At 43.4% G+C, this 22,225-nt stretch carries 20 protein-coding genes and 1 tRNA gene; 13 read left to right on the forward strand and 8 right to left on the reverse strand.

What is annotated here, in order from left to right; all coding sequences use genetic code 11:
• Window positions 1–162 precede the first annotated feature (162 nt).
• On the reverse strand, window positions 163–594 hold the full coding sequence (locus MSWHS_RS11010; RefSeq protein ID WP_048129895.1) for a PspC domain-containing protein: 432 nt from the start codon (window positions 592–594) through the stop codon (window positions 163–165).
• A 642-nt stretch (window positions 595–1,236) separates the two neighbouring features.
• The gene (locus MSWHS_RS11015) at window positions 1,237–1,569 is read right to left on the reverse strand and encodes a hypothetical protein (protein WP_048129894.1); all 333 of its coding nucleotides are present in this window, start codon (window positions 1,567–1,569) and stop codon (window positions 1,237–1,239) included.
• A gap of 459 nt (window positions 1,570–2,028) precedes the next feature.
• Between MSWHS_RS11015 and MSWHS_RS18530 the strand changes: the two genes are divergently transcribed.
• Both MSWHS_RS18530 and MSWHS_RS21015 read left to right on the forward strand, forming a co-directional pair.
• Window positions 2,029–2,250 (forward strand): hypothetical protein, encoded by a 222-nt coding sequence (locus MSWHS_RS18530; RefSeq protein ID WP_052722700.1) that lies wholly within the window; start codon window positions 2,029–2,031, stop codon window positions 2,248–2,250.
• Between the two features lie 40 nt (window positions 2,251–2,290).
• Window positions 2,291–2,398, forward strand: a complete 108-nt coding sequence (locus MSWHS_RS21015; protein ID WP_197073923.1) for a zinc ribbon domain-containing protein — start codon at window positions 2,291–2,293, stop codon at window positions 2,396–2,398.
• A gap of 365 nt (window positions 2,399–2,763) precedes the next feature.
• Here MSWHS_RS21015 and MSWHS_RS11025 read toward each other — a convergent pair whose 3' ends face one another.
• From MSWHS_RS11025 to MSWHS_RS11050, 6 genes are all read right to left on the reverse strand, one after another.
• On the reverse strand, window positions 2,764–3,969 hold the full coding sequence (locus tag MSWHS_RS11025) for an SO_0444 family Cu/Zn efflux transporter (protein ID WP_048159070.1): 1,206 nt from the start codon (window positions 3,967–3,969) through the stop codon (window positions 2,764–2,766).
• Complete coding sequence (locus tag MSWHS_RS11030; protein ID WP_048130696.1) at window positions 3,966–4,313, reverse strand: helix-turn-helix transcriptional regulator; 348 nt, start codon at window positions 4,311–4,313, stop codon at window positions 3,966–3,968. Before MSWHS_RS11030 ends, MSWHS_RS11025 begins: the two co-directional genes overlap by 4 nt.
• Window positions 4,314–4,501: 188 nt before the next feature.
• The gene (locus MSWHS_RS11035; RefSeq protein WP_048129892.1) at window positions 4,502–5,275 is read right to left on the reverse strand and encodes an energy-coupling factor transporter transmembrane protein EcfT; all 774 of its coding nucleotides are present in this window, start codon (window positions 5,273–5,275) and stop codon (window positions 4,502–4,504) included.
• A 64-nt stretch (window positions 5,276–5,339) separates the two neighbouring features.
• On the reverse strand, window positions 5,340–6,191 hold the full coding sequence (locus MSWHS_RS11040; RefSeq protein WP_048129891.1) for an ATP-binding cassette domain-containing protein: 852 nt from the start codon (window positions 6,189–6,191) through the stop codon (window positions 5,340–5,342).
• Entirely contained in the window at window positions 6,167–6,991 is an 825-nt protein-coding gene (locus MSWHS_RS11045; RefSeq protein ID WP_048129890.1) for an energy-coupling factor transporter ATPase, read from the reverse strand. The genes MSWHS_RS11040 and MSWHS_RS11045 overlap by 25 nt, the downstream gene beginning before the upstream one ends.
• A 105-nt stretch (window positions 6,992–7,096) precedes the next feature.
• The gene (locus MSWHS_RS11050) at window positions 7,097–7,660 is read right to left on the reverse strand and encodes a biotin transporter BioY (RefSeq protein WP_048129889.1); all 564 of its coding nucleotides are present in this window, start codon (window positions 7,658–7,660) and stop codon (window positions 7,097–7,099) included.
• A 339-nt stretch (window positions 7,661–7,999) separates the two neighbouring features.
• On the opposite strand from MSWHS_RS11050, the gene MSWHS_RS11055 reads away from it, so the two are divergent.
• The 11 genes from MSWHS_RS11055 to aglJ all read left to right on the forward strand — a co-directional run bounded on the left by MSWHS_RS11055 (window position 8,000) and on the right by aglJ (window position 21,760).
• Window positions 8,000–8,074: transfer RNA gene (locus tag MSWHS_RS11055), tRNA-Arg, on the forward strand.
• Between the two features lie 326 nt (window positions 8,075–8,400).
• Window positions 8,401–8,856 carry an N-acetyltransferase gene (locus MSWHS_RS11060; protein ID WP_048129888.1) on the forward strand — a complete coding sequence of 152 codons (456 nt, stop codon included), beginning with the start codon at window positions 8,401–8,403 and terminating at the stop codon, window positions 8,854–8,856.
• Window positions 8,857–9,088: 232 nt separating this feature from the next.
• The gene (locus MSWHS_RS11065; RefSeq protein ID WP_048129887.1) at window positions 9,089–9,754 is read left to right on the forward strand and encodes a metal-dependent transcriptional regulator; all 666 of its coding nucleotides are present in this window, start codon (window positions 9,089–9,091) and stop codon (window positions 9,752–9,754) included.
• 62 nt (window positions 9,755–9,816) lie between these two features.
• Window positions 9,817–11,796: a ferrous iron transport protein B gene (gene feoB / locus MSWHS_RS11070; RefSeq protein WP_048129886.1), complete on the forward strand. Its 1,980-nt coding sequence runs from the start codon at window positions 9,817–9,819 to the stop codon at window positions 11,794–11,796.
• A 462-nt stretch (window positions 11,797–12,258) separates the two neighbouring features.
• Window positions 12,259–12,438 (forward strand): hypothetical protein, encoded by a 180-nt coding sequence (locus MSWHS_RS19400; RefSeq protein WP_231585398.1) that lies wholly within the window; start codon window positions 12,259–12,261, stop codon window positions 12,436–12,438.
• A 795-nt stretch (window positions 12,439–13,233) separates the two neighbouring features.
• On the forward strand, window positions 13,234–14,217 hold the full coding sequence (locus MSWHS_RS11080) for a hypothetical protein (RefSeq protein WP_048129884.1): 984 nt from the start codon (window positions 13,234–13,236) through the stop codon (window positions 14,215–14,217).
• 54 nt (window positions 14,218–14,271) lie between these two features.
• On the forward strand, window positions 14,272–17,799 hold the full coding sequence (smc, locus tag MSWHS_RS11085; protein WP_048129883.1) for a chromosome segregation protein SMC: 3,528 nt from the start codon (window positions 14,272–14,274) through the stop codon (window positions 17,797–17,799).
• Window positions 17,792–18,769: a ScpA family protein gene (locus MSWHS_RS11090; protein ID WP_048159071.1), complete on the forward strand. Its 978-nt coding sequence runs from the start codon at window positions 17,792–17,794 to the stop codon at window positions 18,767–18,769. The genes smc and MSWHS_RS11090 overlap by 8 nt, the downstream gene beginning before the upstream one ends.
• A gap of 81 nt (window positions 18,770–18,850) precedes the next feature.
• Complete coding sequence (scpB, locus tag MSWHS_RS11095; protein WP_048159072.1) at window positions 18,851–19,966, forward strand: SMC-Scp complex subunit ScpB; 1,116 nt, start codon at window positions 18,851–18,853, stop codon at window positions 19,964–19,966.
• Between the two features lie 195 nt (window positions 19,967–20,161).
• On the forward strand, window positions 20,162–20,713 hold the full coding sequence (locus MSWHS_RS11100) for a TATA-box-binding protein (protein WP_048129880.1): 552 nt from the start codon (window positions 20,162–20,164) through the stop codon (window positions 20,711–20,713).
• 129 nt (window positions 20,714–20,842) lie between these two features.
• Entirely contained in the window at window positions 20,843–21,760 is a 918-nt protein-coding gene (aglJ, locus tag MSWHS_RS11105) for an S-layer glycoprotein N-glycosyltransferase AglJ (RefSeq protein ID WP_048129879.1), read from the forward strand.
• Window positions 21,761–22,225 lie beyond the last annotated feature (465 nt).

The raw sequence follows: 22,225 nt of genomic DNA on the forward strand, positions 1-22,225 counted from the left end.
AAAATAGCAGATATTCAAAAACAGGTTTGAAAGTTGAAATAAATGGAAATTAAATAAAAAAGCAGTCCACCGGGAATGCTGAAAATCTGGAAATTCCCGGTATAATTTCGCGCAATGATGTTTCCTGTTTTTTATAAATCCCGATCTCGGAAGATCTTTTTATTAACTGCTCTTCCGGGTTTCGGGCACCATCTGAACGCTCTCTTCCGAGGGCATGATTATTGCTAGAATAATATATATAACGATCCCGATCCCGTTTGCCATGGCAAGGAGAACAAAGGCAAGCCTTACTAAGGTTGGGTCAATCCCTAAGTATTTCCCGATCCCGCCGCAAATCCCAAAGAGCATACGGTCACTCTTACTTTTTGTCAGGCGTTTTTCCATTTTATAAACCGTGTGTTTTTCTTCTTTTGTCTCTTTTCCTGTTTCTTCTCCGGGTCTTTCCCCCGGTTCTGTTCTGGCTTCTTTTTCTTCCATGGTTTTTTCAGGTTTTTCCCATGATTTCTCTGTATAGCCAGTTTCAAGTTCTCCTGGAGCCTTAAAATCACTTTCTTTCGGTTCCTTTTTTTCCTCTAATTCTGGATTTTCCTGCATATTGATTATTCTATTTATACGGATTTATATTATTCTACTATATATTTTAACTTTTTTATTATTTTCTCTCCGAGCCTCATATTTCAAATCCCCAAACTAAACGAGGTCAAAATTGCAGTCGATTTGGGTTGATACTAGTGCATCGATTCCCAAATAAATCCATTATTTGGTGAGGGATTTGTTGGTCACGAGATGGATTTTGAAGTTTAGGTTTATGGATGTAATCTGGAATCGATACACTAGTCATGCTGGTCAACCGACAGAATCAAGTCAAGCCTTCATAAACCTTCAGCAGGAACCCCCTGAGTCTTTAGCTCAGGGATAGTTGACATGTGCTACTATGGTTCGTATAGTGAGTAAACGATTGGCTAAGATCAAAAAATCATATGAATAAAATATGAATTATGTGAATAAAATATGAATTATGTGAATAAAATATGAATTATGTGAATAAAATATAAATCATGTGGATATAATATGAATTATGTGACTGAACTATAAATCATGTGAATGAAATATGAATATTCATACAGCTTCTCAGGACGGTCTGTCAAAAAGTCATTTGATCCGGTTCTTTTCTAGTTTCATTGGAAATTCCATAATAATTTGAAAGAAATGAACCATATTAATTAAAGCCCTGCCTCATTTTTTTGGCTCTTTAATATTTATTCCTGATTCATGTATCATTATTCCCTTGTCCGTCAGATGATATTTTCCCTCTTCAACCTTAAGAAAGCCTTCCTTAAGCAAGAGGTCCATATGGTATCTATACATGAAGTCATCAAGGCCTGATTTTACCTTTAGCTCTTCTATGTTTATTCCAATAAAACCGATTATGCGGATGAGTTTTCTCCTTTCATAATTCAGAGCAATTTTTTCCGCCATGATATGATCCATTTTAATAGCTTTAGCTTCACTTGGTTCGTTCTCAGAAGCCATGTAGACCTCAAGTTCGTCTTTTTCTCCTTCTTGCATATTATTGCTCCCGGTATTTCTCGAATATAAATTTATAATAAATCTACTATTTGTATTTTTTTTATTTATCTTCATCTCCATTTTAACTCTAAGGCGAGAAGTCCCCTTCCTCGACAGCCGAAGGCTGGCAGGTGAGGGATGAAAACCGTCAACTTCTACAAAACAACAGTAACATAATTATTCATACTTATAGTTAAATCAATACAGTTATAACCATATGGCATAAAATGGGTCTTTGAAGCCATTCTGTATATTCACTCTATTATCATTTCGTTCTATGCATGAATATAGAAGAAAAGCTCTTATGAACCCTTTAGTTATTGATTTTCTCAAAACTAAAATTCATAGCATAAGTGAAACATTTGATGTTGAATACTAAAATAGATACAATCAATCCAGAAAAGATCATTGTAAAAAAGAAGCAATAGATGGAATAGACTGCACAAAACATATAGAAAAATGGAAGCAAAAAAGTCTAATCAGATAAAAGATTTTCAACATAAGCTTTCCAAAACTATGATTGTGAACACCAGAGCCAATACAATAATTGTTGGTGATCTTAATGTAAAAAATATGGCTCAATCAAAGAAAGTAACTGGAAAAAAAATGGAAAAAGAAAACGTTCTCAGAATAGATCAACCCAAAATCAAGGATACCTTTCTTGGTTCATCGAATTCTTGACAACCCAAAATCGAGGATACTTTCTTGGTTCATCGAATTCTTGACCTACAAGACGGAGCTTGCAGATAAAAGAGCAATAAGAATTGATGAAGCTTATACCTCAAAAGAGTGCTGTGTTTGCGGAAAAAGACATGAAATGCCTCTTTGAGAAAATATTATGAAATGTGATTGCGGAAACGTTATTGATATAGATAGGAATAGTGTTATCAACGTCATGAAACGGTTCTTATCACAAAATGTTTTGTGGACAGGCTATCAGAAATTTTCTGATAATCTTCGACAAACAGGATTACAGATGGATACTTGCATTATGCAAATATCCAGGTGACGTAATTACTCGAAGGAAGCTCTACCCTCGGAGCGAAGTGGTAGGGCGGGGCAGTTCACTGTGTATTTGAATTTCGAAAAATTTGCGGTCTGACTTTAAGGTTGACGTTGTCCATTATCCAATTGTATAAATGGTTTGAATTTTAAGACACGCTCTTAGATTTCTTCCCGTTATTCCTTTTCCTTTCAATGGCATTCAGTGCAGTCGCACTCTTGACTCCTGTGGAATACTCCGTATAGCATTAAAGGTAGCAGGAGGGCCGCAAAACCGATCTTAATGCCTTCTGGAAGTAGTTCTCCTGCGCTTCCTAGGGTCGCAGTCGCACTTATTCCCAGTTTGAGGTAAAGCCAGTCAAGAAGGATTCCTGCCCCAAGGGAGCACAGGGAGATAACTCCCAAGTAGAGCGCTGCAGAACGCTTTCCAAGGAACCGGACGACCATGGTTATGGTTGCCGCATTAGTTGCAGGACCTGCAAGAAGGAAAACAAAAGCTGTGCCGGGGCTCATTCCTTTGGCTACGAGGCTTGCGGCAAGAGGAGTCGAGGCTGTAGCACAGATGTAGAGTGGAATGCCCACTACAAGCATGACCAGCATTGACCCGAGCCCTCCTCCCAGGTATTCCTTAATCAGGGTTTCGGGAACAGCGTAGGAAATTATCCCTGCAAGCAGGATTCCAATCAGCATCCACTTGGCGATTTCTCCGGGAAGTTCTATGTAGGCATATTTCAGTCCACCCAGAAACTGCTCTTTTAGAGACCTTTTGCTTCTTCCCTCAGGTCCGGTTTCCTTTTTTCCTGTTCCGGGAACTTCAGGTGAGCTGTAACCACAAGAAGAGGAGCTGCATTTGCTTCCGGCTGCCGATACTCCTACAAGGGTCGAAACTGCAAGGATTTCTGCTTTTTTCCCGGGATTTTCCTGTTTTTTATTCCCTTTTTTTTCCGGCTCTTCCCCTATCAGCAGGTTGTTGGCAAGCCCTGCAAGAAGGGCAGTTGCAAGGGTTGCAAGTGGGCGGAAAATAGTCATCAGGGGGTCAAGGAGGGCGTAGGTGATTGCAATGGAGTCCACTCCGGTCTGGGGGGTTGAAATCAGGAAAGAAAGGGTTGCGCCCCGGTTTGCTCCCCTTTTCCTTATAGACATGGCTGCGGGGATCACTCCGCAGGAACACAGGGGAAGGGGAAGCCCTGCCAGAGAAGCATTGATAACGGAGCGGACTTTTCCTGCTGATGTCCCCAGGTAATCCACGATTTTTTGGTCAGGAACAATTATATTGAGGAGGCCTGCAACGCCGAAGCCGAAAATGAGGTAAGGGGCAGCTTCCACAAAGATTTTCCCGGAGGCGAGAAGGATTCCCGAAAGAAGGGACGGAATGAAGTTAAGGAATTCAAGGCTCATGTTTTTTCCTCCACATGTTCAAGGCACATCTCGATGAGTGTGCGTACATGGTCGTCTGCGATGTAGTAAACCGTATATTTTCCTTCCCGCCTGACTCTTACAAGGTCAAGCTGCCTGAGGATCCGAAGCCCATGAGAGACCGCAGACTGCGTGACTTCAAGAATCTGCTCGAGTTCACAGACGCACATTTCTTTCTGCCTGAGTAAAAAAAGGATTTTCAAGCGGGTATCCGATTGAAGCGCCTGGAAGACTGCAGACATCTGCGTAATATTTTTGGAATCAGGGATCGTCCGCAGCAGGTTTTTTATCTGCTCGGGGTTAACTCTCTCGCACTTTTCTTTCATGAACATATGAACAATTGCTCATATATTAATCCCTTTCTAAAAACTTCTCCGACCTGAAATGGTGAAATGAGGTGAAGAGTTAAAGAAGGAGGGAAAAGTGCAGAAAAAGAGCTGAAAAATGAACAGGTCAAACGGTTGCAGAGAAATATGGTTTGGAAAATGTTTTTCTATGCCTTTTTATTCTGTTTTCAAAATCTCAGGATAAGGGCAGCAAAAGATACAAGGGCAAAAAGGGATACCCAGTCTCTTTTTTGCATTAAAAGTTCATGCATCGAGGTCCTGCAAGTTCCCTGGTACCCCCTGCTTTCCATTGCCAGAGCTAATTCTTCAGCATCCCTTACCACGCCTCTTATCAGGGGAATTACAAGGGCAGGGACTGAGTGGAAAGGATTCCGCCCGAAATACATGCCCCTTGAAGCCTGGGCAGCTTTTGTTCGCTCAACCCTCTCAAAGAGAAGGGGCAGAAAGGCTATTGAGAGGTTCATCATTGTAGCAAGTTCAAAGGAGTTAATTCCCAGCCAGCGAAGAGGAAGTGGGCGAAGTATTCTCTCTATCCCGCAGGTAATTGCCGAAGGGTCGGTGCTGGCTGTCATAAGGGCAGCAAAAAGCAGGAGAAGTATAAACCTTGCAGAAAGCCTGAGCCCATTTTGAAGTCCCTCGATACTCGGCTGCAGAATCCAGAAAGAAGCCAGCACTCTTCCTTCGATGAAAAATAGCTGCGCAAGAAAGATGAATATGATAAACAGCAGCATAGGTCTGACTGCCCGGAAAAACACTCTGGCTGGCAGCCCGGAGAATGATGTAAGGGCAAAAAAGAACGCAAAGAGCATCCCTACCCCGAAAAAACTTTCAGTCCTGAAGGTCAGAATACCCAGCAGCATAACAGCTGCAAGTTTTGTCCTGGGATCAAGCTTATGCAGAAAGGAATCCCCTGGAACGTAACTGAAAACAGGTTCTGGCATACTTTTTTCTCGTTCTCTTTACTTTTTTCCTTTTATACTTTTTGTCTATTTTTCGGACAAATTTTCAAGCTTTTTTAGTCCATTTTTCAGCTTTTTCTTTTTCAATAATTGATTTCACTTTCAATATCTCTTCAAGAGCTTCTTCAACTGTGAATATGGCAGGATTTACCGGTAAGCCTCTTGCTTTAAGTTCTTTCATCATGGACGCTACCGGGGGAAGAGGCACTTTCTCGGTTTCAAGGTACTCTTTTCTGCTTCCCTGAAAACTTATCCTGCCTTCTCTGATAAGCACTATCTTCTCCAGAAGGGGAAAAAACCCTTTAAGATTATGGGTTACGGTTATGACTGCAGTTCCCTGATCTTTTATCTTTTTGAGGGTATCCAGAATTTCTTTTTTTCCTGCAGGATCCAGCCCTGTTATAGGTTCGTCCAGTACAAGGTAGTCCGGCTTGAGGGCAAGGGCTCCTGCAAGGGCAACTCTCTGCATTTCTCCCCCGCTCAGGCTGAACGGGTCTCTAAGTAGCATTGAGCGGTCGAAAGAAACGGCTTCAAGGGCTTCAAAGACCCTTTTTTCGGTTTCTTTTCTGGAATATCCGAAGTTTAGAGGTCCGAATGCTATCTCTTCATATATTGTCTTGCAAAAAAGCTGGTCTGCAGCTTGCTGAAAGAGCATCCCCACCCTTAGTTTAACTTCTTTTGAAGAGGGGGCAAGCCCGTCAACAGTCACTTTTCCCGAATCCGGGCGCAAAAGTCCGTTAAACATTTTTATAAGGGTGGATTTTCCTGCCCCTTTTTCTCCCAGGATTCCCACGAATTCCCCTTTTTCGATGCGCAGATTAACATCTTTTAAAGCTGCTGTTTCAAGAGGGGTATTTTTAGAGTAGATAAAACTCACGTTTTCAAGAATAATCGGCATATCTCCTCCGCAAAGCTGGAAGGGGAAGAGGTCTTTTCCCAGGGGACCGTGACTCCGTGATTTTTCAGGTGCTCTGCAAGTTCTATCAGGGAGGGCGGAGTGAACCTGAGATCCCGGAGAGACGGGTCTGAGAGTACATTCTCGGTTTTTCCTTCAAGAACTATCCTTCCTCTGTCCATTACGATAATCCGGTCTGCGGCATGAAGCTCTTCAAGATTATGTGTGATATATACTATAGTTTTTCCTTTTTCATGCAGCTTTTTTACGCGTTCGAGGACGGCTTTCCCCGAATCAGGGTCAAGCATGGAGGTTACTTCATCAAAAATAAGACATTCGGGTTCCATGGCGAGGACTCCTGCAAGAGCTGCGCACTGTCCTTGCCCTCCACTCAGGGTCTTTGGAGAATGATACCTGTATTTCTCAAGTTTCGTTTCAGCAAGGGCTCTATCCACACGTTTCCGGATTTCTATGGGCGGAAGGCAGAGATTCTCAGGCCCGAAAGCAAGGTCTTCTTCTACGGTCCTGCCAACAAACTGAGTTTCAGGGTTCTGGAATATGATTCCGACAATTTTCTTGATCCCCTGGAGTTTTGAAAAGTCTCCGGTATCCATGCCCTTTACCATAACCTTTCCTTTTTGAGGCTTCAGGAGTCCGTTAAGATGGAAAGAAAGAGTGGATTTACCGCTCCCATTTTTGCCTATTATCCCTATGTATTCCCCTTTTTTTATTTCCATGCTTATGTTTCTGAGGGCAGGGGTTCCATCAGGGTAACTGTAACTTACGTTTTCGAACCTTATCATGCTGAATCAAATTCTTTTTTTTTCTTTTTTAATTAAGGTGGAAATTTGGGAACTCAGTTTTTTTTGGGAATGGGGTTACTCAGGGCTTTAGAGTTCATGCCTATTTTAAAATTTACGGGTTGTAGCTATATATGCGGCAACTGCGGTTTTTACTACTTCTCCTGGCAGGAAGGGGAGGGCTCCGAGGGTAAGTGCTGTCCAGGGTCCTATTTCGGCTATCAGCGTCAACTGGGAAACCCCAAGGGCATATATTACCAGAACACCTGCGCTCATATTAAGAGCATTGACTGCAAACCCTGATTTTCCGGCACTTTCCGCTTTTTCGGAATGTTTCCCTATAAGGTAGGCAGCCAGTATGAAACCGAAAATGTATCCTCCGGTAGGTCCGAGAAGTACTCCTATTCCGGAACTGCCTCCTGCAAAGACCGGAAGCCCTGCAACACCAAGCAGGACATATACAACCATACTCAGGCTTCCCCATTTGCTCTTTAACATGCTTCCTGCAAGCAGGACAAAGAATACCTGCAGAGTGACAGGAACAGGTGAAAAGGGTATGGGGACCTGTATATAAGCTCCTGCAGCAGTCAGGGCTGCAAAGAGGGAGGCAAAGACCATTTTCCTGAGTTCTGGAGTATGGGCGGGGTAAGAATGATCATGTATCATATGCATACTTTTTTCCTTTATTCTGAGGGTATATTAAGAGCATATGGAGCTATTGTTAACTTTCTTTTCAGTTAGCCTTTTAGGGCGATGTAATTTCCTGTAATCATATGTACATTGTTAACCCATGTGCACATAACCCATATACTCATTGTTAACCTGTAGTAGGTACATGGTTTACATTGGATTTAAAACTTTCCAGATGTCTCTATTATATACCCATGCTCGCCAACTTCTGTGCTTCGGAGCGATAATTAAATATATATCTTATGCCGGTATTATGGATACTTCACTTGAAATGCAGTTTTAGCATACTGTTGCATGCTGTATTTTCAGGAGTTACATCATGGGCGCGTGGCCTAGCCCGGATATGGCGGCAGCCTCCTAAGCTGTAAATCGGGGGTTCAAATCCCTTCGCGCCCGCTAATCTCTATCTCTTTTTGCACAATTCTATTTTATCCATTTCTCATTTTGCACAATTCTATTTTATCCATTTCTCATTTTGCCTTTTTATTTTATCTGTTTTGCCTGCTGTTTTTGAAAGCTTGTTTTTGAAAGCTTGTTTTTGAAAGCCTATCTGGTGGGAAAGTTCTGTAAATTATGGATAAATTTCTTATTCAGAAATACAGTTATCTCCTAGCTGGAATACAGCAAATGTTTGTAATATCATAATTTCTATTCTGTAAATGTTTATAATACAGCATAATTTCTATTAAAATACTTAAATATCGCTTCAGAGGAAACAGGAATTGATCAGAAAAGCCAGGATAAGTGATGTTGTTGAGATGAAACAAATCATCAACACCTACTCTAAGGAGGAGCTTATGCTTGCTCGCTCCTTGAGTGAGCTGTATGAGAACATAAGGGACTATTATGTCTGTGAGATCGAAGGAAAGGTTGTTGGATGCTGTGCCTTGCATGTGGTCTGGGAAGACCTTGCAGAAATCCTTGCTCTTGCAGTTAAGCCCGATTGTGCAAGAAAAAGAATAGGCACAAAGCTTGTCTCAGCCTGTATCGAGGACGCGAAAGACCTCGGCATGAAGGAAGTTTTTGCTCTTACTTACGTGCCTGATTTTTTTGAAACCCTTGGGTTCAATATCGTGGATAAAAACAGCCTTCCCAGGAAAATCTGGTCTGGATGCATCAGGTGCCCCAAATTTCCGGACTGTAGTGAGATTGCAGTTCTTAAATCTCTCGATGCCTGATATCTTTCTGGAACCCTCAGGAGTTCTTATGTCTCAGGGTTCCTGAATCCTTTTATATTATCTTTTCCTGCCAGAGTTCAGGTGATAATACCCCGATTTTGAAACCTTTTTCAACCTGAATTTATTTAAACATGCAAAAACCAAAAGCTATTTATTCAGTAATTATGTTTTTTAGGTTGTCCTAATTATCTTGCCTGAAATATTCCGGGCATATGTTGGCGGGATGGTGTTAATGCATACGGATCGAATTGAAGAGTATTTAGAAACTATTCTTTACCTTATTACGAAAAACCGGAGCCCTGCAAAAACCAAACAAATTGCAGAAGAACTGAATGTATCTTCACCCAGTGTGACGGAAATGATCAAAAAGTTGCATTCCATGGGGTTCGTTGAGTATAAGCCCTATCAGGGGGTTGAATTTACCGATAAAGGGGCTGAAGAAGCTATCCGAATCAAGAGGAAACACCAGGTGCTTGAGACTTTCCTGGCTGATGTCCTTGATTTTGACCGGAAGGAAGCCCACAAGGAAGCCTGCGAGCTTGAGCACGCGGTATCAGACTCGGTGCTTGAGAGACTTTACGATTTTCTGGGAAATCCAGAGTACTGCCCTGACGGGCACCCAATAAATATTGATAAATGTAACTTGCAGCGTGAGGAAAGATTCATTCCTCTCGATGAAATGAAAGAGGGAAGTTCAGGTACGGTTGCCAGGGTAACCCTCCCAAGGGAGACAAAAGAGCGCTTAACCTCTCTTGGGATCCTTACAGGAGAGGATATTGAAGTCAGGCGCAAGCAAAAGCAGGGATGTATCTCAGTCATAGCTGTTGGGTCTGAGATTGCCCTTGGAAAAGATATCGCAAAGAAAATTTTCATCACCCCTAAAGGCAATAGTGCATAAAAAAAGGACAATGATGACACTTTACAGATATGTGATCAGATATGTGATAAACTAATGGAGGTATGATAGGGATTTCTAGCTCGTGCTGTACTTCTGGCAACAGAGGTCAAAAGAATTCTCCTTATGATATGACACTGGCTTTCATAGGCAACCCGAGCGTTGGAAAAAGTGTTTTTTTCAGCAGGCTTACAGGGGTCGGGGTTGAAGTTTCCAATTACCCCGGAACTACGGTTGCACTTAAAAGAGGAAGTGTAAAAGCCAGAGGCAGGACCATTGAAGTAGTTGACCTGCCTGGAATATATTCTCTTGGGGTGGCAAACGAAGACGAAAAGGTAACCAAAAAATTTCTTATTGAAGATCATCCGGATGTCATTATCAATGTTCTTGATGCAAGCAGGCTTGAGAGAAACCTCTATTTAACTTTACAATTACTGGAACTCGATATCCCTATGGTTATTGCCTTAAATCAGGTGGATCTGGCAGAAGAGCTTGGAATTCTTATTGATAAAGACAGACTTTCAGAACTCTTAGGTCTTCCTGTAGTTTCCACTGTTGCAACGTGGGGGGTAGGGCTTGATGAGGTAGTGCTCGTGGCTCTCGAAGAGAAAGACAAAGTCCAGGATCACCACAGGGTAAAGTACAGCCAGTGGATTCTCCAGGCTCTGTCCGGTCTTGACCACGCTTTTCCGGATGCCTCTCAAAGTGTCAAAATTGCAGCTCTGCTGAATGATGCCGAGTTTGTGGAACTCTGCTGCATGCCGCCTGAAGCCCATGCCATTCTCTCTTCTGCCCGGCGCTTCAGGCAGAACCTTGATATTGAGCACGGAATTTCAGTGCCGGATACCATTGCAAGAGACCTTTACGGAGAATCCGGGCATATAGTAGATAGTGTTGTCTCAATGTTCGAGCCGAAAAAAAGATTACGGGACAGGGTAGATAGAGTTCTTACTTCTCCTAACTTCGGGATTGTGGTTCTCATATCTGCCCTGCTCCTTACTTTTCTTCTTGTCTTCAGGGTAGGGGGCTTCCTTGAAGCCTGGATTGTTGATGATCTTTTTGAACCTCATGTTATCCAGCCAGTGGAAACCATGACTTTTGGCATGGCGCCTATCTTCCGAAACCTGATTATTTATACTCTGCGGGGGGTTGAAGCCGGATTTGCAATTGCAATCCCGTATATTGCAGTTTTCTATGCTATACTTTCCATATTCGAGGACTCAGGTTACCTGACCAGGGCAGCTTTTCTCCTGGACAACCTGACTCATAAGCTCGGGCTTCATGGGAGAGCTGTTATCCCTCTGGTTCTGGGGTTTGGCTGCAATGTTCCTGCAATAATGGCAGTGCATTCCCTCGGCACGCGGAGGGAAAAGAGGATAGCTTCGCTTCTGATCTCCCTTATCCCCTGCTCTGCAAGGACAGTTATAATCCTTGGACTTGTGGGGACATTTGTTGGTTTCTGGCCCGCAGTTTCTATCTATGTGCTGAATGTTTTTATTATTGCAGCGATGGGCTGGATTCTCGGAAGAGCCCTCCCAGGTCAGAGAAGCGGTTTCATTATGGAAATGACCCCTCTCAGAAAACCTGCACTGAAATCCACTATCTCGAAGACCTGGATGAAAAGCCGGGAGTTTTTATATATCGCTTTTCCGATGCTGCTGGTAGGGAGTGCCTTCCTGGGAGTTCTCGATGCCCTTGGGCTTCTTTCTATCTTCCAGGACTTTGTAGAACCCATATCTGTTGGCCTGCTGGGCCTTCCGGCGTTTGCCGCAACAGCCCTGGTTTTTGGAATTCTCAGAAAGGAAATGGCTCTCCAGATCCTTGCAGTACTTGCTGGTACAGCCAACTTCGCATCTGTAATGACTCCCCTTCAGATGTATCAGTTTGCGGTTATTACAACCATTTATGTCCCGTGTGTGGCAACGATTGCAGTACTGAAGCATGAGCTTGGAACAAAGGATACGGCTATGATCGTTACATTCACCATAATCCTCGCTCTTGTGGTAGGTGTCTTGATCCGGATTTTCGGGCCTCTTTTCCTTTAATTCCCGAATTGCGATTAGGGATCACAGAAAATTGGAGATTTTCTGGGATTTGCACTGCAAGTGCAACAGTACGTGGTCCTTTCCGCTGCGCTCAAGAGGACTACTCAATGGATTTTAGCTGAGCTGCACTCAAGAGGACGAAGGCAGGCTGCCCCAGCCCTTTGTGGCGCAGGGATAAAAAAACTAAAAGATTCTTTCTTTGATTCCGGAATAAATCAACTAATTAATCAGGGGCCACCAAAAACAACCAGTTTTTTTATTTTTTATGGTTATTCTCTGGGAGATAGGTTTCTGTGCACCGAACACAATATTTATATATTAGTAAACTTGGTTCAACTCTCTCATCTGTTTTCGTGTTGTAGTTAATTATTAATACTTCATACATCGTGTTTATTTCCAATGACTCGGATTACCGATCACTTACACAAAAACGTTTTTAGTGTTATTATGGACATTTTCGAAATGGATCATTTCCGAGAGCCTGAAGTTGAAGAGGTTCAACTTTTCCTTGAAAGTACTGGAACCCATGGTTCTGTTGTTAACGAGGGTGCTCTGGATATGGACTGCAGTACCTCCCCCAAAATCCAGGTGAAACAGAATGTACTTATCAATTTCGATGAGTCTGGTCCGTCCATTAATTAACACACAATCCTAAAAATTTCCAACCCCTGTTGAAATCCAACTCTTCAACTCATTTCATTTCAGAGTTGACTTTTGGGTTTCATTCCCTATTTTGAAGAAAATCTTGGATTGAAGCTTTTATTTTGTTTATATGAGATTATTAACTGCATCCGGGGTTCTGGACTTTATCACTTCTTTTTATATTCCTCCATCCTTTGTTTCTATTGACAGAGATCACTCTTTATTCCCCCACTTTATATTTTTATGCAGGAGCTCTTTGTAATTATTTATTCTACAGTTTTGCCTATGCAATCTTCAAGAAATATATTGTCTCTATGGGATCGTTGAATTCTGGATCCGAGCATTATGTGCTTGAAAATGACACGCTTGAAAGTAGGGTATTATTAGTATTCATATAATTCTCTACAGGTATTTTTTATGAACACTGTTCCCTTTTCCAGAACATTTCCGATCTACCTCTCTTGTTTTCGGCCCATTCTGACGTTTAAATCTTCTTCCTTCGGAAATTTCATATTTTATGCAATTTCTTCTATCTTGTTATACGGTTTCTGCAGCCGTTTTCAGAAAGGTTTATAATGTTATCTTATTATAATATCATTTAAAGTTATTTCGGGTCAGCTGAATACTATCGATTACCATATATATATAGAGTAAGATTACATGTACTTTATACACATTATTTAAATTTGTATGATTGAATCAATTTAATTATATATCACACTGACGTTTCATGCTAGCAAAAAACTGCAGATATAAGGAAACTCGGGACCCGAATTTATTGTTAGAGGTATTTTCATGAGAACTGGACAGAGGGACGTGCACAATACACCGCTTAAAAGGCGACTGTCAATAACCTATGAGGAGCTCGAGACTCTCAAAAAAGCAATTAAGATTTCGGTTCTTAATGAACTGCAGACCGAAATGGATAACAGTTCCGATCTGGACTCCTTTAAGGATCAGATCCTTTCCGAAATCAGAACTGAATTGAGGGAGCTCCCTGATTCTGCATCACTCAAGGCTTCAATTATTGGTGAACTGCGAGCCGAATTCGGTTTTGGCAGAGAAAATAACTCTGTGACGGCGGACCAGCGGCTGAAGGAACTGGCAGGAATTCAGGACGGGCTTGTCAGGGAGCTGCTTGACCAGAAAATGATTATAAAACAGCTGGAAAAAGAAGTTGAAAAACTTTCCGGGGCTTTGGGTGGCATGCAAAATACTATGTCCTATTCTCCTTCCTCTCCTCTTTCTCCTCCTTCTGTTTCTCTTCCAACCCTCGAAGACCCTCTTGACCTTCCTCCCCTCTCCAGAAAACCAAAGCGTAAACTTGATTTCAGAAAAGAGAGCCCTTCCGCACACGAGCTTATTGATTTCACGGAAGCTCCTGCGTCCCTGCCAGGCACAAACGCAAAAGTTCAGCTTAAGATAAAGGAGGTTAAGCCCGAGGAGCTTGATGAACAGGAGGTCGTTGAAACAAAGTGTGAGTATATCATCGCCGAGAGTGGAGATCGAAAAAGGCTTAGAGGCAACCTGAGGCAGCAAACTCCAGTAAGAGAAGCCCCGGCGAGACCGTCGTCTCCTGCAAGCTCGCGATTTGCTATGAGGTACCAATCTCCTGTGAAGGCAGACCCTGTAAGAGCCCGACCCGATGAAGATTATAAATGTGAGTACATAATCGCCGAAAAGGCTCCAAAAAAGCGTTTTATCGATGAATCCGTGGATCTTCGGGATAATGAGGATGCGGAAATCATAACCTGCAACCGGAAAGATCCCCAGGCGTAATGAGGCGAAAAAAACGGATACTTTCTCAAAAACGCAAAACCTCAGAGGCATTCTGTGTACATAAAAGAAATCGAGTTCGTTAATTTCAAGTCCTTCGGAAAAAAAGTAAGGATTTCCTTTTACAACGACTTCACCACTATTTCCGGGCCTAATGGGAGTGGAAAGTCTAATATCATAGATGGGATCCTCTTTGCACTCGGGCTTAGCAGTTCCAGGACTATGCGGGCTGAAAAACTTACGGACCTGATCTATAATGGGAACGAGGCAAAAAAGCCTGATTTTGCCCAGGTTACTATCCGTTTTGACAATACTGACCGCAAGATGCCGTTAGATCTTGATGAGATTGAGGTCTCAAGAAAGGTCAAGCGGACAAAAAACGCGTACTACAGTTACTTTTACTTTAACGGAAAAGCCGTAAGCCTGGGAGAAATCCATTCCCAGCTTGAAAAAGCAGGGGTAACGCCTGAAGGGTACAATGTGGTAATGCAGGGAGATGTCACGCAGATAACCTCCATGTCCTCTGTAGAACGGCGGAAAATTATTGATGAAATTGCCGGGGTTGCCGAATTTGACGAACGTAAGCAAAAAGCGCTCGGGGAACTGGAAATCGTCAGGCAGCAGGTCGAACGCGTGGACATTATCCTTGAAGAGGTGCGTGTCCAGCTTGAAAAACTCTCAGGGGAACGAGACCAGGCCCTGAAGTACCAGGCTCTGAAAACTGAAAAAATTAAATTTGAAGGTTATGTCCTGCTCTCCAAACTCAAGGATGCCAGAACCGAACTGGAAAATGTGGACAAAGAACTTACAGGGAAAGAAGAGCACCTTGAAAAAGTCCAGGTACTGCTGGACGAGAGGGTTAAGGAATTAGAAGCCCTTGAACAGGCTCTGGAAACAATTTCCCTTGAAATACGGAAAAAAGGGGAAGACGAACAGCTGCAGGTCAAAAGGGAAATTGAAGAGACAAAAGGGGAAATTTCCCGCTGCGTGGACAGCATTGAGCTTTCGGAATCCGAACTTGAAGACGCTGACGCAAAGCGCAGAAAGGCATTTGTTGATATCGACTCCACAAAGGGCAAGGTAAGGGAACTCGAAGAGAAAATAGAAACCGAAAATGTGAGAAAAGAAAGCATCTCTTCTGAGCTGTCCGAGAGAAAAACCGAGCGTATGCTGCTTCAGAGCAGGATTGCGGATGTGGATGCAAAGTTTGCAGCAACAAGAGATGAGCTCATGGCTGCCCGCAAGAAACTTGAGAACATCAAAAACGAAAAAAATGAACTTATCCGTAATGAGGACCGGCTCCTTGATACCCTCAGGAGAAAATCGTCGGAACTGCGGGAAATTGAAAACCAGATAAGGGATGCAGAAGCTGCATTTACTTCCTCTGATAGCGATACTCTTTCTGTTCAGTATGAGATTGAGAAGCTTACGGTAAACCTGGAGTCCCTCATAAAAGACCGTGACGATGTTGAGAGCAGCCATTTCAGGGTCAAGGAAGACATAAAGAAACTTGAGATCAGGCTTCATGGGCTCCAGCAGGAATATGCGATTGCCGAGGCAAGGGTCCGGGCTTCGGAACAGGGTGGTGGATATTCGAGGGCCGTGGAAATGGTAATCGGAGCTTCCCGACAGAACGAACTCTTCGGAATTTACGGAACTATTGCCCAGCTGGGGAAAGTTGACTGCAGGTATGCGGCTGCTCTTGAGATTGCTGCAGGGAACAGGATGCAAGCAGTTGTTGTAGATAATGATGGTGATGCTGCAGAGGCAATCGAATTCCTGAAGCGGAGAAAGGGCGGAAGAGCTACCTTCCTTCCGCTTAATAAAATGAGGAATTCCAGGCGGCTTGAAAGCCTCAGTTATGACAATGGTGTAATAGGGTACGCAATTGATCTTATCGAATTCGATCCAGATCTCGAACCTGCTTTCTGGTATGTTTTCCAGGATACCCTTGTTATGGAAAACCTTGCCAGTGCCCGCCGCCTCATGGGGAAGGCGAGAATGGTCACCCTTGAAGGAGAACTCCTTGAAAAGAGCGGGGCAATGGTTGGAGGCTCTCTTTCTTCAAAATCAGGGATCTCTTTTGCGGCAGCGGAAAAAGACAAACTCCTTGAGCTTGCAGGGGAGATCAAATCCCTTGACGCAAGCCGGACTGCAGCGATCAGTAAACAGGATAACATTGAAAGCCACGTTTTTGAGCTTAGCAGGAAGATCCGCGACTGTGAAGCTACTATCTCCAGAAAAGAACTCGAGCTTCAGGAAATCGCTGGCAGGGGTGCCAAACTTGCAGAGCTCCTTGAGGCAAAGCAGGCAGATCTGAGGGCAATTGAAGAGTCCAGGACAGAACTCAGGACTGAAATGGACAGGGTAATTGTGGAAAAGGCTGAAAAAGAAGGTGCAGTGGCTGAACTGGAGGTACAGGTTGCCGAAATTGAAGCAAAACTTGCTGATTCCCCTCTTCCCGAGATCAACAAAAAAGCCGAGTTTGTGGATGAGGAACTCCGGAGGCTTGACGGCAGGATCAGGGACATCGAAGCCAGCCTTAATGCCCTGCAGCTTGAAAAAGAGTATGCTGAGCAGAAGATTGCCGAAGCTAAGGCGCTGATCCGGGAACTCGATGAAAAGAAAGCTTCAAGGCGGGAAAAAGTCGAGTCTCTTCGGGCAAAAATTGCGGAACTTGAAGTGCAGCTGAAGGAAAAACAGAACCGAGAAATTGAACTTTCCGATGAACTTATAGGGCTTCAGAAAGAAAGGGAAAATGTTCAGGCTGAACACAGTGCAGTAAAGCGCAGGGTCAGTATGGCTGCAACCACCCTTGAAAAGGCAAAACAGCAGGTAGTCACGCTCACAGCTACAAAAAATGCACTTTTTGACCAGGAAAAGCAGCTGCTTGAAGAGATCCAGAGAAGGGGCATCGAAGAATCCTTAGAGGTCCCGAGTTACGAAACTGTTTACATGAGGATCCAGGCAATCGAAGAAGCCATGCGCAGGCTTGAACCTGTAAATATGAGGGCAATCGATGAGTATAACGAGGTGGAACTCAGGCTTTCGGACCTGCAGGGTAAACGCGATACTCTCTTTACCGAAAGAGAACAGCTCCTTAAACGCATTGACCAGTACGAGCAGCTTAAGCGGGACACCTTTATGGAGGCTTATACAAGCATAAATGCCAATTTCAAAGAGATTTTTTACGAGCTTTCCGATGGCATGGGGGAACTCCTGCTAGAAAACCCTGAGGACCCCTTTGCCGGAGGAATGACCCTCAGGGCTCAGCCAAAAGAAAAGGCTCTCCAGCGCATAGAAGCCATGTCCGGAGGAGAAAAGAGCCTCACAGCACTTGCCTTTATTTTTGCAATCCAGCAATACCGTCCAGCTCCTTTCTATGCCTTTGACGAGATCGACATGTTCCTTGACGGCTGGAATGTGGAGAGAGTCTCAAGGCACGTTAAAATTTCAGGATCAAAGGTCCAGTTTATTATTGTTTCCTTAAGAAAACCCATGATCCAGGCTGCAAGCCGGACTATCGGGGTTACAATGCAGGAGAATAACATCACGAGTATTACCGGAGTGAAGCTTAATGGCTGAACTTATAGATAATTCGGTACTTGATATTTCCGGCCTTCTTTCCCCGGATGTTCGTGAATCCGAGGAAAAGGATTCTCTTTTTTCAGATTCCGAATTTTTCGGGCTTCCGTCCACTCTTTCATACCTCGGCGTTGATTGGGCTCTGCTCAACCTTTCAGAGTTTGATACCTCTGAGCCCCTGGGCATCCTGGTCGAACTTGCAAAGGACGGGAAGATCGATCCCTGGGATATCAACGTTGTGCAGCTAACTGACAGTTTTCTGCAGAGGGTAGAAGAGCTCCAGAAAATGGATCTGAGGATTTCCTCAAGGACGCTCCTTTATTCGGCTATTCTTCTCCGCATGAAATCTTCAGTAATTCTCAGAACGGAAGAAGAGGAAGAAGATGATTTTGACTCTGGATTTTTCGATGACGAAGGCCTCCCTGAACCTGATGAGTTTCCTATCCCAAAACTGCCTGTCCGCCGCCTTTCCACAAGACCGGTCACACTGAATGAACTTATTCTGGAGCTTAAAAAAGCCGAAAGGACGTTTTCAAGGAAAAACGAAAAGAAATCCCGTCTTGCTGCAGAAGTCCCTGATATTCCACCGGACCCCATGACTACCGGAGACGTGCTCGGGATTGCCCACGATGAGGCCATCATCTCCAGGCTGGCACTTATCTGGGCAAGGCTTGTTGAACTCTTTATGAAGCAGCCGGTTGTGGAATTTTCGGACCTCCTTCAACTGAGTGAAGACAGGATTATGGATTATCTTTCCCTTCTCTTTCTTGCATCGAGCAGAAAGATCTGGCTTTTCCAAAATGAACTTTTCGGGGAACTGTATATTTATCCCGGAGATGAATCAGGTTTTTCCACAGAGGGCAACCCGCTTCTCTTCCATCAGACAAAACAGGGCTTAACAGGAGATGTTCCAGAGCCTGAATTTTCCTCTGGAGAAAGGTTTGCAGGCTCTCCTGAAGAAATACGTTAACCCAACTGAAGAATAACCTTCAACTGAAGAATAACCTTCAACTGATGAATAACTTTATCCTCTTTTCTGGTCGTGAAACTTATGAGTGAGCTTGAAATTATAGAAGCAGCTCTTTTTGCTGCGGGCAAGGCAGTAAGCCTTGAAAAACTTATGAAAATTACAGGAAAGTCAAAAAAGAATGTCTTTTCGGTAGTTCAGGAGCTGATGGAGGCTTACTCTTCCCGGGTATCAGGCATCGAAATTCTGGACCTTGGAGATCGTTATGTCATGCAGGTCAAGCCAGAATACTCCGAACTCATGCGGGAGGTCGCCCCCAAAGAACTCTCAGCCCCCAAACTCCGGACTCTTTCCATGATTGCCTATCATCAGCCTTTGCTCCAGTCCGACCTGATCGAAATGAGAGGCAGTGGAGCCTATGATCATATAAAAGACCTGGTTGAGAGAGGATTTGTTGAGTCTGTGCCCAGCGGGAGAAGCAGGCAGCTCTCTACAACTCCGTTGTTTGCAGATTATTTCGGGCTCAAAAGAAATGATCCTGAAGCCATAAAGGAAAAAATCATTGAACTTTTGAGGTCGCAGGGAGGACAGAGTGAGATCAACATCTGGGTCGGAAAAAAGACCATTGCTGTGACTCCAATGTATGAGTCCCTTATGAGCATGTGCGGTATTAAAGATTATTTTGTTGTCAATGCTTACCGCCCTTCTAAGGAGGAAATTTCCCGCCTGCTTGAGGCTGATGTGCTTGTGGCTACTGCCGGTTACCTTGATACTGTGCGGCAGCACTGTGACGGTGAAATCCTTGAGGTGCATTCAACGACTTTTGAAGACCTTATCGAGGCAGTCTCTTTAGTTTCCGAGGAACTTTCCGATGAAGTGGATCCTAAAATGGTGGAAAACACCCTTCGGAAGATCAGGGAGACCCGGGAAAAATACGTATCTTCGGCTTTCCTCGTTGAGAGAAAAGTAAAACCTGAAACTGAGATGGTTTCAAGGATCGTAAACGACCTCAACATAAGGATTTCTACCGATGGCATTCTTGTTGCTCCGGATTACGGGACTTCACGTGAGGGAGTGAACATAGGTAAAGGGGCAAAAATTCTGGTGCCCACTCACCGTACTGTAGATGGAGACCTTCTCGAGAGGGTCTGCAAAAAATATGATTCTATCCTTGAAGGCTTGAAAAATTTTAAAGAATGAGGCGCCTTAAAGCCGGTTCAGGTGCCTTTATTCTTTTTTACTTTTTTTAAATTCACTGGCGCCCATAATTTAAACTTTTCTGTTGCATTTATATTCTTTATATATAGTATTTATATAGTATGTGGGGTATTTAACTATAGCTTTATATACTGGTTAGAGGATATTACTTTTGCTTTATATACTGAGGGTTGACCAATGAGCGAATCTAGCATTAAAATTGAAAACGTGGTCGCATCCACCAAACTCGCTGAAGAGTTTGATTTAACTGTGATCGAATCCAAGTTTGAAGGCGCCGAATACAACAAGCAGAAGTTTCCGGGGCTCGTCTACAGGGTTTCTGACCCTAAAGCCGCTTTCCTGGTCTTTACTTCCGGAAAGGTCGTCTGCACTGGAGCAAAAAACGTTGCTGACGTACACATAGTTATTGGCAATATGGCAAGAAAGCTGAACGGTATAGGGATCGAGACAATAGAAAACCCGCAGATTACTGTCCAGAATATAGTTGCTTCAGCAGATCTGCGCACTATTCTTAATCTCAATGCAATTGCAATTGGGCTTGGGCTTGAGAACATCGAATACGAACCCGAGCAGTTTCCCGGTCTTGTATACAGGATTTCTGATCCCAAGGTAGTCGTCCTTATTTTCAGTTCCGGAAAACTGGTAGTTACAGGTGGAAAAACCCCTGAAGACTGTGAGAGGGGTGTAGAAGTAGTCCGTCAACAGCTCGACAACATGGGACTTTTATAAGAACCCTCAATTTTTTTATCTATTAACTCAACTGTGGTCTGTCTCCTGTGAAAAGGACATGGATAGTACCCTAATAAAAACGGATTCTGCGATATGTGTAGAGGCTACAACAAAGGATATGTGTGAAACGTGAACAATGCAGATATTTGCATCCTCATTCCTACCCTTAATGAAGCTGCAACGATAGGGCAACTAATAAAAAATTTCAAGGGAGAGGGCTTTTCCAACATTCTCGTAATTGATGGAAACAGCAGGGATGGGACAGCTCAGATTGCAAAGGCAGAAGGTGCAAGAGTTGTCTTACAGACCGGAAAGGGCAAGGGGCAGGCAGTGATCCAGGCTTTCAAAGCTATTGAGAGCCCCTATGTAGTAATGGTTGATGGGGATGGGACATATCTTGCAAGAGAAGCTCCTTCTCTCCTTGAGCCCATTCTGGAGGGAAGAGCCGACCATGTTATAGGTAACCGGCTGGAAAAATATTCCCCCGGGGCTTTTACAAAATTTAACCTTGTGGGCAACCACCTTATAAATATGCTTTTTGACCTCGCTTACGGGGTACAGTTAAAAGACATTCTTTCAGGCTACCGTGCATTTACGCTCGAAAGTGTGAGGGACCTCGAACTTAACAAGACCGGTTTTGAAATAGAAACTGAAATTTCTGTGGAGTGCGTCCTGAAAAAACAGAGAGTTGAAGAGATCCCCATTACTTACCTCCCCCGAAGCGAAAAAGGCGCAACCAAGCTAAACCCTGTAAAAGATGGAATAAAAATTGGATCTACCATTTACAGGCTTGCAAAAGTGCATAACCCGATGTTTTACTTCGGGATTCTGGGTTTTATCTTTATTCTGGCAGGTCTGTTTACGGGAACCTTTGTGGTAGTCCAGTGGTTCCAGGGAATCACCCGCGTCCCTCTTTCGATTCTCACAACACTGTTTATTATATTCGGGCTCCAGATGTTTATCTTCGGGATGCTCAGTGACCTTATAGTAACTCTCCACAGGCAAACAGTTAGCTTAATCCAGGAGAGAAATAAGCAGGGAAAATAATAAATTTCTCTATTTTCTTTTTGCGGCACATTTTTTAACAACTCTAAGGCGAGAAGTCCCCTCCCTCGACAGCTGAAGGCTGGCAGGTGGGAGATGAGAGCCGTTTACTTCTACAAAACAACAGTATCATAATTCTTTATATTTACAGTTTTATTATTATAGTAATTATTATGTGATATAAACTGGGTCTTGGAAGCCATTCTGTATATTCACTCCATTATCATTTCGTTCAATGCGTGAAATATAGAAAAAAAGCTCTAACGAACCTCTGATAATTGATTTTCTCAAAACAAAAATCCATAGCATAAGTGAAACATTTGATGTTGAAGTGTTGAATATAGAGTGTGACAAAGACCATTTTCACTTCTTGTTTTCAGCAAAAGGCGGGATAGTTCATGCATTATGCAGGATTTTTTCTATGTTTATTTTTTCTCTGGGTCTTATTTTGATCTCCTTCTTCATTCC

Source organism: Methanosarcina sp. WWM596, assembly GCF_000969965.1.
Lineage (GTDB): Archaea > Halobacteriota > Methanosarcinia > Methanosarcinales > Methanosarcinaceae > Methanosarcina.

Coding starts and splice junctions, on each gene's coding strand:
- scpB (WP_048159072.1), top strand. CDS start 18,851: ATGAGTGAGCTTGAAATTATAGAAGCAGCTCTTTTTGCTGCGGGCAAG.
- MSWHS_RS18530 (WP_052722700.1), top strand. CDS start 2,029: ATGGAAGCAAAAAAGTCTAATCAGATAAAAGATTTTCAACATAAGCTT.
- MSWHS_RS11040 (WP_048129891.1), bottom strand. CDS start 6,191: ATGCCGATTATTCTTGAAAACGTGAGTTTTATCTACTCTAAAAATACC.
- MSWHS_RS11010 (WP_048129895.1), bottom strand. CDS start 594: ATGCAGGAAAATCCAGAATTAGAGGAAAAAAAGGAACCGAAAGAAAGT.
- MSWHS_RS11090 (WP_048159071.1), top strand. CDS start 17,792: ATGGCTGAACTTATAGATAATTCGGTACTTGATATTTCCGGCCTTCTT.
- MSWHS_RS11065 (WP_048129887.1), top strand. CDS start 9,089: ATGCATACGGATCGAATTGAAGAGTATTTAGAAACTATTCTTTACCTT.
- MSWHS_RS11100 (WP_048129880.1), top strand. CDS start 20,162: ATGAGCGAATCTAGCATTAAAATTGAAAACGTGGTCGCATCCACCAAA.
- feoB (WP_048129886.1), top strand. CDS start 9,817: ATGATAGGGATTTCTAGCTCGTGCTGTACTTCTGGCAACAGAGGTCAA.
- MSWHS_RS11050 (WP_048129889.1), bottom strand. CDS start 7,660: ATGCATATGATACATGATCATTCTTACCCCGCCCATACTCCAGAACTC.
- MSWHS_RS11080 (WP_048129884.1), top strand. CDS start 13,234: ATGAGAACTGGACAGAGGGACGTGCACAATACACCGCTTAAAAGGCGA.
- MSWHS_RS19400 (WP_231585398.1), top strand. CDS start 12,259: ATGGATCATTTCCGAGAGCCTGAAGTTGAAGAGGTTCAACTTTTCCTT.
- MSWHS_RS11045 (WP_048129890.1), bottom strand. CDS start 6,991: ATGATAAGGTTCGAAAACGTAAGTTACAGTTACCCTGATGGAACCCCT.
- MSWHS_RS11015 (WP_048129894.1), bottom strand. CDS start 1,569: ATGCAAGAAGGAGAAAAAGACGAACTTGAGGTCTACATGGCTTCTGAG.
- MSWHS_RS11035 (WP_048129892.1), bottom strand. CDS start 5,275: ATGCCAGAACCTGTTTTCAGTTACGTTCCAGGGGATTCCTTTCTGCAT.
- MSWHS_RS11025 (WP_048159070.1), bottom strand. CDS start 3,969: ATGAGCCTTGAATTCCTTAACTTCATTCCGTCCCTTCTTTCGGGAATC.
- MSWHS_RS11030 (WP_048130696.1), bottom strand. CDS start 4,313: ATGAAAGAAAAGTGCGAGAGAGTTAACCCCGAGCAGATAAAAAACCTG.